Origin of the sequence: Actinosynnema pretiosum, assembly GCF_002354875.1 — a bacterium.
In the GTDB taxonomy this organism is placed as follows: domain Bacteria; phylum Actinomycetota; class Actinomycetes; order Mycobacteriales; family Pseudonocardiaceae; genus Actinosynnema; species Actinosynnema auranticum.
In genome coordinates this window covers 7107324-7121765 of the sequence record NZ_CP023445.1, presented here as the reverse complement: position 1 = coordinate 7121765, position 14442 = coordinate 7107324, and the positions used below count along the sequence as shown (strand labels likewise).

Sequence of the window (14442 nt, the reverse complement as noted above, 5' to 3'; positions counted from 1 at the left end):
TGACCCTCGCGGATGGCGCCACCTCGGACACCACCCCAGGCCCGGTCGTGCACATCACCACCACCACGGGCCAGGTCGTGACCCCGCAGGCGCCCGACGCGGCGCTGTGCGCGGACCTGGTCCAGCGCAGGCGCCAGTACGTCCCGTGGGCCATGACCTGGACGCGCTGACCCTCACACCCCCGTCACCCCTCACACCCCAGGCGCCAGCGCCGCGGGCTCCGCCGCCGCCAGGTTCTCCGGCAGCCGCAGCCCCTGCGTCAACGGCACCAGCTCCGCCTGGAGCACCAGCGCCGCCGCCCCGATCGCGGGCGCGGTCGACGCCGAGCGCGACAGCCGCACGTCCACCCCGCCGCTCGCGCGCCCCACCACCGCCCGCCCCAGCTCCTCCCGGATCACCGGCAGGTACACCGACCCCGCGACCGCGAACCCCGGCCCGGTCAGCACCAGCACCTCCAGGTCCATCAGGTTCGCCAGCGACCGCGCCGCCACCGCCACGCACCGCGCCGACCGCTCCAGCAGCCCCAGCGCCGCCGCCTCCCCCCGCCGGGCCGCGCGCGCCACGGCCGCGAAGTCCGCCGCCACCGACCCGCCCTTGAGCTCCCGCGCCAGCGACGGCGCCTCGCCTGCCTCCGCCACCACCGCCGCGGGCCCCGCCATGACCTCCAGGCACCCGCGCCCGCCGCACCAGCACACCGGCCCCAGCGCGTCCACGCTCACGTGCCCGATCTCGCCCGCGTCGCCGCCGTTGCCCCGGTAGGTGATCCCGCCGATCACCAGCCCCGCCCCGAGCCGCGTGCCCATGCACAGCGCCGCCGACGTCGCCGTCCCGCCGATCCCGCCCGACCAGTGCTCGCCCAGCGCGGCGGCCGTCGCGTCGTTGTCCACCGCCACCGGCAGCCCGACCGCGCGCCGCAGCTCGCCCACCAGGCCCTCGACGTCCGCGCCCGGAGCCCCCGGCGACACCACGCCGACCCCGAGCACCAGCTCCCGCTCGATCCCCACGCCCTCGACCAGCGCCGACACCGAGTCCGCGACCTGCCCGACGACGGCGGCCGGGTCGGCCACGCCCGGTCGCAGGATGCGCGCCACGACCGCGCCGCCGAGGTTGGTGAGCACGTACGTGTTGCCCGCGTGGTCCAGGTGCACGCCGACCGCGTACCGCGCCGAGTGGTTCAGCTGGAGCAGCACCCGCCGCTTGCCGCCGGTGGACTCGGCCCGCCCGGTCTCCACGACGAGCCCCTCGTCGATCAGCTTGCGGACCACCGTGGAGATGGTCGCCCCGGTGAACCCGGTCGCCCCGATCAGCCCGACCCGGCTGATCACGCCCGCCGCCCTGATCACGTCCAGGACGGTCGCCTTGCTGCTCGCGTGCGGTGTGGCCCGCCCAGGTCCGCTCATGCCCCCACCCCACCAAACCCGCCGGAGAACCGCTCGAAGGCTACCAACCGACCACCACCCGGTGACCGTTCCGCGACGCCCAGGTATTGACTTCGTTTCTTCAATGACTAAACAATCCTGCCCAAGCCGGGCGGCTCGCGCCACCAGCGGGCCGCAAGCCACGAAAGGAATCAACGATGTTCCTGAAGGCACAGCGCTCACGCAGGCGGCTAGCGGCGGTTGTCCTCGCCGCGGCGTTGGCAGTTGCCGGCTGCGGCGGTTCCGGGGGCGGCGGCGGGACGGCCGCCGACACCCTCGTCGTCTACACCGGCCAGGCGGGTGACTGGCAGCTCAACTTCAACCCGTACTCGCCCACCCGCATCGAGGGCCTCGGCACGATCTTCGAGCCGCTGTTCTTCTACAACATCACCGGCTCCAGCGATCCCGTGAAGCGCCTCGGCGAGAGCTTCGAGTGGAACGCCGACGGCACCGTGCTCTCCATCACCACCCGCGCGGGCGCCACCTGGACCGACGGGAAGCCGTTCACCGCCAAGGACGTCGTCTTCACCCTGGACATGGTCGCCAAGACCCCGACCATGAACAGCGTCGGCTACAAGGGCAAGGCCACCGCGATCGACGACACGCACCTCACGGTCACCTTCGACGAGCCGTCGTACCTGGTCGGCCCGCAGGTCCTCGGCCGCACCTGGATCGTCCCCGAGCACCTGTGGGGCCAGCTGTCCGACCCGGCCACCGACGTCATCGCCACCCCCGTCGGCACCGGCCCGTTCCAGCTCGACGAGTTCAAGGCCCAGGCCTTCACCCTCAAGGCCAACGAGGGCTACCACAGCGGCGCGCCCGCGGTGAAGAAGATCCGCTACCTCTCGCTGTCCGGCAACCAGGCCGGGGCCGACGCGCTCAAGGCGGGCCAGGTCGACTGGCAGACCGGCCCCGTCCCGGACATCGCCAACGTCGAGAAGAACTACCCCGGCTACAAGGCCAACACCACCCCGATGAACCAGGCCGCGCTGCTGACCTGCTCCAACGCCGCCCTGGGCTGCGAGGGCCCGCAGACCGACCCGGCCGTGCGCAAGGCCGTCCACTACGCGCTCAACCGCACCCAGGTGAACTCGCTCGCGTTCGAGAACACCGCCAGCGAGATCTCCCCCGGATTCGCGCTCCTCGGCCGCGACGACGACGTGATCTCCAGCAAGCTCGCCGAGCGCACCGCCCCCATGCAGCCCGACACCGCCAAGGCCGGGCAGCTCCTCGAAGGCGCGGGCTACGCCAAGGGCGGCGACGGCTTCTACGCCAAGGACGGCAGGCAGCTCGCCCTCAACGTCAAGGTCGTCGCGGGCTGGACCGACTACATCACCGCGCTCGACACGATGACCCAGCAGCTCCAGCAGGCGGGCATCAAGCTCAACGTGCAGCAGTCGTCCTGGAACGAGTGGGCCGACGCGCGCGGCCAGGGCAAGTACCAGCTGATCATCGACTCGCTCTACCAGGGCCCGGCCGCCGACCCGTTCTACCTCTACAGCTACTTCTTCGCGACCTCCTCCACCGCGCCCGTCGGCCAGACCGCCACCCCGAACTTCGCCCGCGTCTCCGACCCGGCCATCGACGCCGCGCTCGACGCCCTCAAGGCGATCAACCCCGAGGACACCGCCGCGCGCCAGCCGCACCTGGACGCCATCCAGACCCGCGTCGAGGAGACCGTCCCCTACATCCCGCTGCTGACCGCGGGCACCACCAGCGAGTACAACGCGAAGAAGTTCACCGGCTGGCCCGACGAGTCCAACCCGTACGCGTTCTTCGCCGTCTGGTCCGCGCCGGACAACTCCGAGATCTACCGGACCCTCAAGCCCGCCGGTCAGTGACGCGATGCGGTACTACGCGCGGAAGCTGGGGTTCTACCTGGTCGCCCTCTGGGCGGCGCTCACGCTGAACTTCTTCATCCCCCGGCTCATGCCGGGCAACCCCGTCGACACCCTCATGGCCAAGCTCGCCCAGCGCGGCGGCCAGGTCGACGCCGAGGCCCGCCGCGCCTACGCGCTGCTGCTCGGCGGCGACAGCGAGGGAACCCTGCTGGAGCAGTACTTCGCGTACCTGGGCAACCTGGCGCGCGGCGACCTGGGCGTGTCCGTCAGCGCGTTCCCCGCGCCCGTGTCGGAGGTGATCTCCGGCGCGCTGCCGTGGACGGTCGTGCTGGTCGGCGTGGCCACGGTGCTGTCGTTCCTGCTCGGCATCGGGCTGGGCGCGTTCGTCGGCTGGCGGCGCGGCACCTGGCTGGACTCGCTCGTCCCGGCCACCACGCTGCTCGCGGCCGTGCCGTACTTCTGGCTCGCGCTGATCCTGGTGGCGCTGCTGGCGTCCGGGCTCGGCTGGTTCCCGCTCATCGGCGGGTACGACGTCGTGCTCGACACCGGCTGGAACGCCGAGTTCATCGGCTCGGCGGTCTACCACGGCACGCTGCCCGCGCTGACCATCGTGCTGTCCTCGATCGGCGGCTGGCTGCTGGGGATGCGCAACATGATGGTCTCCACCACCGCCGAGGACTACGTGCTCACCGCGCAGGCCAAGGGGCTCAGGGGATCGCGGGTCATGGTCCGCTACGCCGCGCGCAACGCGGTGCTGCCGTCGTTCGCCGCGTTCGCCATCTCGCTGGGCTTCGTGGTGTCCGGCTCGATCATCACCGAGCAGGTGTTCTCCTACCCCGGCATCGGCTCCAAGCTGCTGCAGGCGGTGCAGAACAACGACTACGCCCTCATGCAGGGCATCTTCCTGGTCATCACGATCGCCGTGCTCGGCGCGAACCTCGTGGTGGACCTGCTCCACACCGTCGTCGACCCGCGCACCCGCGCCCAGGGCTGAGAGGAGCGCGCCCATGACCACCCCCGCTCCCGTGCCCGCCGCCGAACCGGCGGTGCGCGCGGGCTGGCGCTCGATGCTGCCGCGCTGGTCGCCGAAGCTGGCGGTCGGACTCGGCCTCATCGGGGCCATCGCGCTGTTCGCGCTGATCGGGCCGCTGCTCACCGGCGACCCGGCCACCATCCGCGACATCGGCCTCACCCCGCCCGGCGGCGAGCACCCGCTGGGCACCACCCAGACCGGCCAGGACGTGCTGGCCCAGCTCGCCCACGCCACCGGCGGCTCGCTCGAGCTGGGGCTCGCGGTCGGCGTGCTGGCCACGCTGCTGTCCGCGCTGTTCGGCATCGTCGGCACCTACGTCGGCGGTGTGGTGGACGAGTCGTTCTCGTTGTTCTCCAACGTGATGCTGGTGATCCCGACGCTGCCCCTGGTGATCGTGATCTCCGCGTTCGTGCCCGCCGAGCAGCGCGGCGCGTGGACCATCGCCCTGGTGCTGGCCATCACCGGCTGGGCGGCGTCGGCGCGGGTGCTGCGCGCGCAGACGCTGTCCGTGCGCACCAGGGACTACGTGGCGGCGGCGCGCGTCGCCGGGGAGAAGCCGTGGCGGGTCATCGCCGTGGAGATCCTCCCGAACCTGCTGCCGCTGTTGGCCTCGCAGTTCGTGTACACGGTCATCTCGGCGATCCTGAACGAGGCCGGGCTGTCGTTCCTCGGGCTGGGCGCGTCCAACTCGTCCACCCTCGGCACGATGCTCTACTACGCGCAGAACGGCTTCGCGCTCCAGCGGGAGGCCTGGTGGTGGTTCGTGCCGCCGGGGCTGCTGATCGCGCTGTTCGGCTGCGGGCTCGCGCTGGTGAACTTCAGCATCGACGAGATCATCAACCCGAAGCTGCGGGACGTGCCGCTGCGGGTCGAGGAACCCGAGCGCGCCCCCGCGCCCGTGCCGCGCGCCGACGAGGACGCGGTGCTGACCGTGGAGGGGCTGTCCGTCGAGTACCGGACCGAGCGGCCGGTGCGGGCGGTGCGGGACGTGTCGCTGACCCTGCGGCGCGGCGAGATCCTGGGCCTGGCCGGGGAGTCCGGCTGCGGCAAGACCACGCTCGCGTACGCGGTGAGCAGGCTGCACCGGCCGCCCGCCGAGATCACCGGCGGGACGGTCACGTTCCACGGCGAGCGCGACGAGGACGTGCTGGCGCTGCGGCCGGAGGAGCTGCGGGCGTTCCGCTGGTCCGAGCTGTCGATGGTGTTCCAGGGCGCGATGAACGCCCTGAACCCGGTGACGACGGTCCACGCGCAGCTCGACGACGTGCTGGTGACGCACCGCCCCGGCATGGCCAAGGCCGAGCGGCGGGCCCGGTGCGCGGAGGTGCTGGGCCTGGTCGGCGTCGACCCGGCGCGGCTCGACTCGTACCCGCACGAGCTGTCCGGCGGGATGCGGCAGCGCGTGGTGATCGCCATGGCGCTGCTGCTGAACCCGCAGATCATGGTGATGGACGAGCCGACCACGGCGCTGGACGTGGTGGTGCAGCGGGGAATCCTGCGGGAGATCCTGCGGCTGCGCGACGAGATCGGCTTCGCGGTCCTGCTCATCACCCACGACCTCCCGCTGCTGCTGGAGGTCGCGGACCGGATCGCGGTGATGAAGGACGGCGAGGTGGTGGAGCTGGCCGACGCGGAGCGGATGCGCCTGCGGCCGGAGCACCCGTACACCAGGCAGCTGCTCGACTCGTTCCCCAGCCTGACCGGGGAGCGCGGTTCGTTCGTGCGGAGCGGGGGGAGTCCGGCGTGACCACGTTGCAGGCGCGGGAGCTGGTGAAGGACTTCACCGTGCGCTCGGGGTGGCGGCGCGACCGGTTGCGGGCGGTGGACCGGGTGTCGTTCGAGCTGACGCCGGGGCGCACGGTCGCGCTGGTCGGCGAGTCCGGGTCGGGGAAGTCGACGATCGCGCGGATGATCGCGCGGTTGGAGCGGCCGACGTCGGGCGGGATCGTGGTGGAGGCGGACGGCGCGCGGGTGCCGGACCGGGCGTACCGGGACCACGTGCAGATGGTGTTCCAGGACCCGTTCGCCTCGCTGAACCCGTTCCACACCGTCGAGCACCACCTGGTCCGGCCGCTGCGGCTGCACGGCCTGCCGTCCGGTCCGGCGCAGGTGCGGGCGCTGCTGGACCGGGTGAGCCTGCCCGGCGAGCTGGCGTCGCGGCGGCCCCACGAGCTGTCCGGCGGGCAGCGGCAGCGGGTGGCGATCGCGCGGGCGCTGGCGCCGGGGGCGAAGGTGGTGGTGGCGGACGAGCCGGTGTCGATGCTGGACGTGTCGATCCGGTTGGGCGTGCTGAACCTGCTGGCGAGGTTGCAGCGCGAGGAGTCGCTGGCGGTCCTGTACATCACCCACGACCTGGCGACCGCGCGGCACTTCTCGGACGACATCCTGGTGCTGTACAAGGGGAGGGTGGTGGAGCGGGGGCCAGCGGACGACGTGATCCTGACCCCCAGGCACCCGTACACGAAGCTGCTCGCGGAGGCGGCCCCGAACCCGGAGGCGCGGGGGAGGGCGTTCACCGTCGACCAGGCCGAGGTGGAGCGCGCGGGCAGGACGGCGGCCTACGACCACGTGACGGGTCAGTGGGAGGAAGTCGCCTAGGGGTTGGTCGCGCCCGTCCTCGCGGGGGACGGGCGCGACCCCGCTGTTCAGGTGACGGACGTTCACCTTCGCCTCTCAGCGGGAACCCCCGGTGCACTCGACTTCCGGAGGTGGCGCCGTGAACCGCGGCCTGTTCGTGGGTGTGGTCGTGCTGGGCGTGCTCCTGGTCGGCGTGCTGATGCCGACCGCGAGCGCGGGCGAACCGGCGGCGAACGGCGGCGCGATCTACACCGTGTTCCTGGCGGCGATCCTGGCGGGCACGATGCTCGGCACGTCCGACGAGCGGCGCTGAGCCGGTCACCCCCAGGTGCGGGCCGTCGCCGCGAACACCTCGGGCTCGCTCTGCAGCGGAACCACGCACAGCAGCTGCCCACCCGGCGCCCGCAGCACGTGGCACCCTTCCCACACGGACACCTCCACGGCCCCGAGCCCGGTCAACCTGCGCACCTCGGCGCCGACGTCGTCCGTCTCGATGTCCACGTGGTACCGGGGCTCGTCGTCCACCGCCTGGACGTCCAGCGCGATCCCGTCCACGGCCCCGTCGACGGCCGTGAACTGCTCCTCCCCGACCACCGGCCTGACCCGCCCCCCGAGCGCGGACGCCCAGAACCGCGCCGCCTGCCCCGCGTGCTCGGCGGGCACGTCGACGAAGATCGCGTACAACCGACTCCTGTGCATCCTCCCGACTACCCGTGACGCGGCGGAGTTCACCCGAGCCGCACGACGGGTACCCGAAGCGCCGTCGGGGCCGACTGGGGAGGGGCCGTGCGCCGGAGGCTGGGGTTGTTCGGGGGGACCGTGCTGTTATCCGGGCTGCTGCTGGGGGTGCTGCTGCCCGCGGCGCGGGCGGGCCGGTGGGCGGTGGACGGCGAGGCGCTGTACGTGGTGGCGATCGCGGCGTTGATCGTGGGGATGGTGCTGGTGCTGACGGCGCCACGGCGCTAGCGGAAAGCGAGCCACGCGGGGCCGCGCCGGGAGGAACCCCCGACGCGGCCCACAGGCCAACTCACACCGCCGTGGCCCTGATCAGCACCAACCGCTCCGGGTACAGCACCGGCGCCTGCACCCCCATGACCTCCAGCGCCCGCCCCCCGGCCCGAACCCCCTCCGGGGTCCACCAGGGCAGGGGGTTCCCCCAGTGGTGCGCGTTCCCGTCCGGCACGTCCCCCGGCGCCAACGGCCGCACGTGGTACTCCCGGTCCGCCAAAAGCCCAGGCAGCCGCACCGCCCCCGTCGGGTAGATCTCCGACGTCCCGTGCGCCACCACCGCGTACACCGCGTCCGACCCGTCCTCCGCCACGACCCCGTGCACCTCGATCGCCGGGTCCGGGTGGTCCCCGTGCACCGACACCCCGGTGTGCAGCAGCCCCCGCAGCGACTTGTACAGCCCCACCCACTCCGTCAACCGCGCCCGGTCCTCCGCGGTCACCCGCGTCAGGTCCGACTCGATCCCGAAGTGCCCGAACAGCGCCGTCCCCGCCCGGAAGTCCAGCTTGTGCAGCCGGTCCGTCGTGTGCGAGCGCCCGTCGCCCACGTGCGAGCCCATCAGCTCCAGCGGGATCAGCAGGTTCGTCCACCGCTGGATGCGCTGCCGCTCCAGCGCGTCGATGCAGTCCGACGTCCACACCCGGTCCGTGCGCTGCAGGATCTCCAGGTCGATCCGCCCGCCGCCCGACGAGCACGACTCGATCTCCACCTCGGGGTGCCGCGCCCGCAGCTCGTCCAGCAGCCGGTACACGGCCAGCGTCTGCGCCCGCACCCCCGCCTGACCGCCCGGCTGGTGCCCGGCCTCCACGAGGTCCCGGTTGTGGTCCCACTTGAGGTACGCGATGTCGTACTCGCTCAGCAGCGAGTCCAACCGCTCCAGGACGTAGTCGTACGCCTTCGTCAGGTCCAGCACCTGCTGCTGGCGCGCCGCGCGCGGCAACCGCCCGCCGGTGGCCATGATCCAGTCCGGGTGGGCCCGCGCCAGGTCCGAGTCCTCGTTGATCATCTCCGGCTCGACCCACAGCCCGAACTGCAGCCCCAGCCCGGTCACGTGCGAGACGATCGGCCCGAGCCCGTCCGGCCACACCTCGTCCGACACGTACCAGTCGCCGAGCCCGCGCTTGTCGTCGCGCCGCGACCCGAACCAGCCGTCGTCCAGCACGAACCGCTCCGCGCCGACCTCGGCCGCCGCGTCCGCCAGCGCCTTCAACCGGTCCAGGTCGTGGTCGAAGTACACCGCCTCCCACGTGTTCACCACGACCGGCCGGGGCGAGGTCGGGTGGCCGGGGCGCGAGCGCAGGAACCCGTGGAACCGCGCCGACACCGAGTCCAGCCCGGCCGCGCCGTACGAGCCGTACTGCCACGGCGACTCGTACACCTCGCCCGGCGCCAGCCGCCCCTCGCCCGCGAGCAGCAGCTCGCCGGACCCGAGCAGGGACACCGCGTGGAACGTGCGCTCGGCGAACGTCCGGTGGTTGCCCGACCAGGCCGTGTGCACCGCCCACACCTCGCCGCGCCGGTTCGCGAAGCCCTCGGTGCCCGCCGCCAGCACGTACGCCGTGTCGTAGCCGGTGCGCCCGGTCCGGTTCTCCCGCACCCGCAGGCCCTGGGTGAACCGGGTCCGCTGCGGGGCCCGCTCGCGCAGGTGGTGGCCGCTGAAGTCGAGCAGCTCCACCGCCTCGGCGGGCACCGGCAGCGCCAGGTTCAGCGCGTCCACGGTGAACACCGAGCCGCCGGTGTTCGTCACCCGCGCGCGCTGCCGCACCACGCCGGACGGCAGCAGTTCGACGACCACCTCCGCGCCCAGCCCGGCGGTCTCGTCCGCGGCGCGCACGACCACGCCGTCCCCGGAGGCGTCCACCCCGGTCACCCGGAAGGCCACCGAGAAGTCCGCGCCCTCGCGGTGCCCGACGAGGCCGGGGGTGCCGAGCCAGCCCGCCGACTGCTCGGGCAGCACGGACACCTCCACGTGCCCGTCCACCGAGTTGCCGATGGGCTGGCGCAGCGACAGCAGCCGCAGCGACTCCAGGTCGGGGTCGGGCCCCAGGTCCGCGCCCCAGTGCAGCACGCGGGGGAGGGTCCCTCCGGTCAGGTCGAGCACCAGGCTCACGCCCGCGGCGCGCAGGTGCCTCAGGTCCGCCACTGTGGTCTCTCCTCTGGCGAGTTACGTCGTTGACTTACTTTAGTTGGCGGCGTAAGAATCGCCAGGCTCTTGCTCACCAGCACGCGACACCACCACCGCCGGGAATGGAGTACCTCATGATCCGCCGAACGGTTCACGACGGGTGGCATTTGCGCGCGGTGGGCGGACCCGTGCCCGAGCACCTCGCGGACGCGACCACGCCCGCCGAGGTCCCCGGCAGCGCCCACCTCGACCTCCTGCGCGCCGGGCTGATCCCCGACCCGTACCTGGACCGGAACGAGGCGGAGCTGGCCTGGGCGCACCGGGCGCGGTGGCGCTACGCGACGGTCCTCACCTCGGAGGCCGCGCGCGCCGGCGAGAAGGTGGAACTGGTCTTCGACGGCCTGGACACGGTGGCGACCGTCCTGCTCAACGGGCGCCCCCTCGGCTCCACCGCCAACATGCACCGAAGCTACCGCTTCGACGTCCGCGACGTGCTCAGGGACGGCGAGAACGACCTGGTGGTGGAGTTCGACTCCGCCCTGGAGCACGCCGAGCGGACCCAGGCCGAGCTGGGCGAGCGCCCCCGCGCCTACCCGCACCCGTTCAATGCGGTCCGCAAGATGGCCTGCTCGTTCGGCTGGGACTGGGGCCCCGACCTGCAGACCGCGGGCATCTGGAAGCCGGTCCGCCTGGAGCGCTGGACCGGCGCCCGGCTCGCCGAGGTCCGACCGCTGGTCACCGTCGACCCGGACGGGACCGGCCGCGTCGAGGTCCACGTCCGGCTCGACCGCGCGGGCGACGCCCCCAGCCTGCTCACCGCCCGCGTCGGCGACCACGAGCAGCGCGCCACCGTCGACGGCGACACCGCCGTGCTCACCGTCCTGGTCCCGGACGCCCCGCTGTGGTGGCCGGTCGGCTACGGGCAGCAACCGCTGTTCGACCTGGAGGTCGTCGCCGAGTCGGGCGACGAGCGCGACACCTTCACCCGCCGCATCGGCTTCCGCACCATCACCGTCGACACCGAGCCCGACGCCGACGGCACCCCGTTCACCTTCGTCGTCAACGGCGAGCGGGTCTTCGCCAAGGGCGCCAACTGGATCCCCGACGACCACTTCCTCACCCGCGTCACCCGCGACCGCCTCGCCCGCCGCGTCGACCAGGCCCTCGCCGCGAACCTCAACCTGCTGCGGATCTGGGGCGGCGGGATCTACGAGACCGAGGACTTCTACGACGTCTGCGACGAGCGCGGCGTCCTGGTCTGGCAGGACTTCCCGTTCGCCTGCGCCGCCTACGCCGAAGAAGGCGAGCTGCGCGCCGAGGTCGAGGCCGAGGCCCGCGAGAACGTCGCCCGCCTCACCCCGCACGCCTCGCTCGCGCTGTGGAACGGCAACAACGAGAACCTCTGGGGCCACGAGGACTGGGGCTGGAAGGAGCAGCTGGGCGAGCGCACCTGGGGCCTGGGCTACTACACCGACCTGCTGCCCGCGATCGTCGCCGAGCTCGACCCGACCCGCCCCTACTCGCCCGGCAGCCCGTACAGCCCCGGCGAGGTCCACCCCAACGACCAGGACCACGCCACCCGCCACGAGTGGGAGGTGTGGAACCGCGTCGACTACACCCGCTACCGCGACCACGCGCCCCGCTTCTGCGCCGAGTTCGGCTTCCAGGGCCCGCCCACCTGGCGCACCCTCACCGACTGGGTGCACGAGGCCGACGGCCCCCTGACCCCCTCCTCGCCCGCGTTCCTGCTGCACCAGAAGGCCGAGGACGGCAACGGCAAGCTCGACCGGGGCATGGAGCCGCACCTGCCGGTCCCCGAGTCCTTCGAGGACTGGCACTGGGCCGCCCAGCTCAACCAGGCCCGCGCGGTCGCGTTCGGCGTCGAGCACTTCCGCTCGCACTGGCCGCGCACGGCGGGCGCGGTCGTGTGGCAGCTCAACGACTGCTGGCCGGTCACCTCCTGGGCCGCCGTCGACGGCGAGGGCCGGGAGAAGCCGCTGTTCCACGCGCTCAAGCACGCGTTCGCGCCCCGGCTGCTGACCGTCCAGCCGCGCGACGGCCGCACCGCCGTCGTCGCGGTCAACGACACCGCCGAGCCCTGGGACGAGGACCTGGTGGTCCGCCGGATCTCGTTCGACGGGCACGAGCTGGCGACGACTACACTGCGGCTCGGGGTCGCCGCCCGCTCCACGTCCGTGGTCGAGCTGCCGGAGTCCCTGCTGTCAGCGGACAACCGGGAGGCCGAGGTCGTGGTAGCCACCGCGGGTGGGGTGCGCGCGCTGCACCTGTTCGCCGAGGACCGCGACGCCGCGCTCGACCCGTCCCCGCTCACCGCCACCGCGCACCGCGTCGACGGCGGCTACCGGGTCGAGGTCACCGCCACCGCGCTCGCCCGCGACGTCGCGCTGCTGGTCGACAAGGCCGCGCCCGACGCGCGCGTGGACGACCAGCTCGTCACCCTGCTCCCCGGCGAGCGGCACGCCTTCCACGTCACCACCTCCGCCGACCTGGACCCGGCCGCGCTGACCGACCCGCGCGTGCTGCGCACGGCCAACGCCCTGGTGGGTCGGTGACCGGAACACCCGGCACGACCGGTGGGGCGTCGACCGGCGCGGTCGGCCTGGTGCTCGCCAGGCCGACCCGCCTGCTCGGCGTCGAACCGTTCTTCATGGAGTTCATCGCGGGCATCGAGGAGCGGCTGGCCGAGCGCGAGCTGTCGGTGCTGCTGCACGTGGTGTCCACCCAGGACGCCGAGATCGCCGCCTACCGCAGGTGGGCCGCGCGCGGGCTGGTGGACGCGGTGGTCGTGGTCAACCGCACCGAGGACGACCGCCGACCCGCCGTGCTGCGCGAGGTCGGCCTGCCCGCCGTGCTCGTCGGCGAGCCCGACGGCGACCTCCCTGCGGTGCGCACCGACGACACCGCCCCGGTCCGGGCCGCGCTGGAGCACCTGGTCGCCGCAGGCCACCGGGCCATCGCCCGCGTCACCGGCCCCTCGGGGCTGCTGCACACCCAGGCGCGCACCACCGCGCTGCTGGCGGCCTGCGCCGAGCACGGCGTCGCCCCCGTTGTGGTCGAGGGCGACTACTCGGAGGAGTCCGGCGCGAAGCTCACCGCCGCCCTGCTGGAGCTGGACGAGCCGCCCACGGCCGTCCTCTACGACAACGACGTCATGGCCGTCGCAGGCCTCGGCGCGGCCAAGGAGCGCGGTGTCGACGTGCCCGGCGGGCTGGGCATCATCGCCTGGGACGACTCGACCCTGTGCCGCCTCGCCTCACCCGCGCTCACCACGATGAGCGTCGACGTCCACCGGTTCGGCGAGCTCGTCGCCGAGTCGGTGCTGGAGCTGATCGCGGGCGGCCCGGTGGCCGACCGCTGGTCGCCTGCGGCCGTCCTGGTCGCCAGGGAGAGCACGAAAGCCAGCCCCGCATAGGAGAACCATGTCCTACCTGCCGTCGTCGGACCGGTACGAGCGGATGCCCTACAGGCGGGTCGGCCGCAGCGGGCTCAAGCTGCCCGCCGTGTCGCTCGGCCTGTGGCACAACTTCGGCGACGACAAGGGGTTGGAGACCCAGCGCGCCATCCTGCGCCGGGCCTTCGACCTCGGCGTGACGCACTTCGACCTGGCCAACAACTACGGCCCGCCGCCCGGCTCGGCCGAGCGCAACTTCGGGGTGCTGTTCGGCCAGGACCTGGCCGCGCACCGCGACGAGATCATCATCTCCACCAAGGCCGGCTACACCATGTGGGACGGCCCGTACGGCGACTTCGGCTCCCGCAAGTACCTGCTGTCCTCGCTGGACCAGTCGCTCAGCCGGATGAAGCTCGACCACGTCGACGTCTTCTACCACCACCGCCCGGACCCCGAGACCCCGATCGAGGAGTCCATGGGCGCGCTGGACCACGCGGTCCGCTCCGGCAAGGCGCTGTACGCGGGCATCTCCAACTACTCCGCCGAGCAGACCGCCGAGGCCGCGCGGGTGCTGCGCGAGCTGGGCACGCCGCTGCTCATCCACCAGCCCTCGTACTCGATGTTCAACCGGTGGACCGAGGACGGCCTGTTCGACGTGCTCGACGAGGTCGGCGCGGGCAGCATCGCGTTCTCCCCGCTGGCGCAGGGGCTGCTGACCAACCGGTACCTGGGCGGCGTCCCCGAGGGCTCGCGGGCGGCGGGCAGCAGCCCGTTCCTCAAGTCCGACGCCATCACCGAGGAGAAGCTGGACAGGGTCAGGGCGCTCAACGCGCTCGCCGAGGGCCGGGGCCAGACCCTGGCGCAGCTGGCGATCGCGTGGGTGCTGCGCAACGCCACGTCCGCGCTGGTCGGGGCGAGCAGCCCGGAGCAGTTGGCGGACAACGTGGCCGCGGTGGGGAACCTGGAGCTGACCGCCGACGAGCTGGCCGAGATCGAGAAGCACCTCTGACGGGGCGGGCGCGGGGGTC

General features: G+C 72.9%; 13 protein-coding genes. 10 read left to right on the top strand and 3 right to left on the bottom strand.

What is annotated here, in order from left to right; translation table 11 throughout:
* Positions 1–47 precede the first annotated feature (47 nt).
* A complete protein-coding gene (locus CNX65_RS38065; protein ID WP_256373640.1) occupies positions 48–170 on the top strand; it encodes a hypothetical protein in 123 nt (40 codons plus the stop codon).
* A gap of 21 nt (positions 171–191) precedes the next feature.
* Here CNX65_RS38065 and CNX65_RS30470 read toward each other — a convergent pair whose 3' ends face one another.
* Positions 192–1400 carry an ROK family transcriptional regulator gene (locus CNX65_RS30470; protein WP_096496816.1) on the bottom strand — a complete coding sequence of 403 codons (1209 nt, stop codon included), beginning with the start codon at positions 1398–1400 and terminating at the stop codon, positions 192–194.
* A 176-nt stretch (positions 1401–1576) separates the two neighbouring features.
* Between CNX65_RS30470 and CNX65_RS30465 the strand changes: the two genes are divergently transcribed.
* From CNX65_RS30465 to CNX65_RS35825, 5 genes are all read left to right on the top strand, one after another.
* The gene (locus CNX65_RS30465) at positions 1577–3259 is read left to right on the top strand and encodes an ABC transporter substrate-binding protein (protein ID WP_096496815.1); all 1683 of its coding nucleotides are present in this window, start codon (positions 1577–1579) and stop codon (positions 3257–3259) included.
* Positions 3260–3263: 4 nt separating this feature from the next.
* Entirely contained in the window at positions 3264–4253 is a 990-nt protein-coding gene (locus tag CNX65_RS30460) for an ABC transporter permease (RefSeq protein ID WP_096496814.1), read from the top strand.
* 13 nt (positions 4254–4266) lie between these two features.
* Positions 4267–6039: a dipeptide/oligopeptide/nickel ABC transporter permease/ATP-binding protein gene (locus CNX65_RS30455; RefSeq protein WP_096496813.1), complete on the top strand. Its 1773-nt coding sequence runs from the start codon at positions 4267–4269 to the stop codon at positions 6037–6039.
* Positions 6036–6890 carry an ABC transporter ATP-binding protein gene (locus tag CNX65_RS30450; RefSeq protein ID WP_096496812.1) on the top strand — a complete coding sequence of 285 codons (855 nt, stop codon included), beginning with the start codon at positions 6036–6038 and terminating at the stop codon, positions 6888–6890. The genes CNX65_RS30455 and CNX65_RS30450 overlap by 4 nt, the downstream gene beginning before the upstream one ends.
* A 118-nt stretch (positions 6891–7008) precedes the next feature.
* A complete protein-coding gene (locus CNX65_RS35825) occupies positions 7009–7182 on the top strand; it encodes a hypothetical protein (RefSeq protein ID WP_157767908.1) in 174 nt (57 codons plus the stop codon).
* Positions 7183–7187: 5 nt separating this feature from the next.
* On the opposite strand, the gene CNX65_RS30445 is transcribed toward CNX65_RS35825, so the two are convergent.
* Positions 7188–7553, bottom strand: coding sequence for a VOC family protein (locus tag CNX65_RS30445; RefSeq protein ID WP_232520076.1), 366 nt, complete (start codon positions 7551–7553; stop codon positions 7188–7190).
* A 102-nt stretch (positions 7554–7655) separates the two neighbouring features.
* On the opposite strand from CNX65_RS30445, the gene CNX65_RS30440 reads away from it, so the two are divergent.
* On the top strand, positions 7656–7835 hold the full coding sequence (locus CNX65_RS30440; RefSeq protein ID WP_096496810.1) for a hypothetical protein: 180 nt from the start codon (positions 7656–7658) through the stop codon (positions 7833–7835).
* Between the two features lie 61 nt (positions 7836–7896).
* Here CNX65_RS30440 and CNX65_RS30435 read toward each other — a convergent pair whose 3' ends face one another.
* Positions 7897–10020 (bottom strand): alpha-galactosidase, encoded by a 2124-nt coding sequence (locus CNX65_RS30435; protein ID WP_096496809.1) that lies wholly within the window; start codon positions 10018–10020, stop codon positions 7897–7899.
* A gap of 170 nt (positions 10021–10190) precedes the next feature.
* Here CNX65_RS30435 and CNX65_RS30430 point away from each other — a divergent pair, with 170 nt between their 5' ends.
* The 3 genes from CNX65_RS30430 to mgrA are packed head-to-tail and all read left to right on the top strand — an operon-like array spanning position 10191 to position 14423.
* On the top strand, positions 10191–12575 hold the full coding sequence (locus tag CNX65_RS30430; RefSeq protein ID WP_232520075.1) for a glycoside hydrolase family 2 protein: 2385 nt from the start codon (positions 10191–10193) through the stop codon (positions 12573–12575).
* Entirely contained in the window at positions 12572–13435 is an 864-nt protein-coding gene (locus tag CNX65_RS30425) for a LacI family DNA-binding transcriptional regulator (protein WP_096496807.1), read from the top strand. Before CNX65_RS30430 ends, CNX65_RS30425 begins: the two co-directional genes overlap by 4 nt.
* A gap of 7 nt (positions 13436–13442) precedes the next feature.
* Positions 13443–14423: an L-glyceraldehyde 3-phosphate reductase gene (mgrA, locus tag CNX65_RS30420; RefSeq protein ID WP_096496806.1), complete on the top strand. Its 981-nt coding sequence runs from the start codon at positions 13443–13445 to the stop codon at positions 14421–14423.
* The last annotated feature ends 19 nt before the right edge of the window (positions 14424–14442 follow it).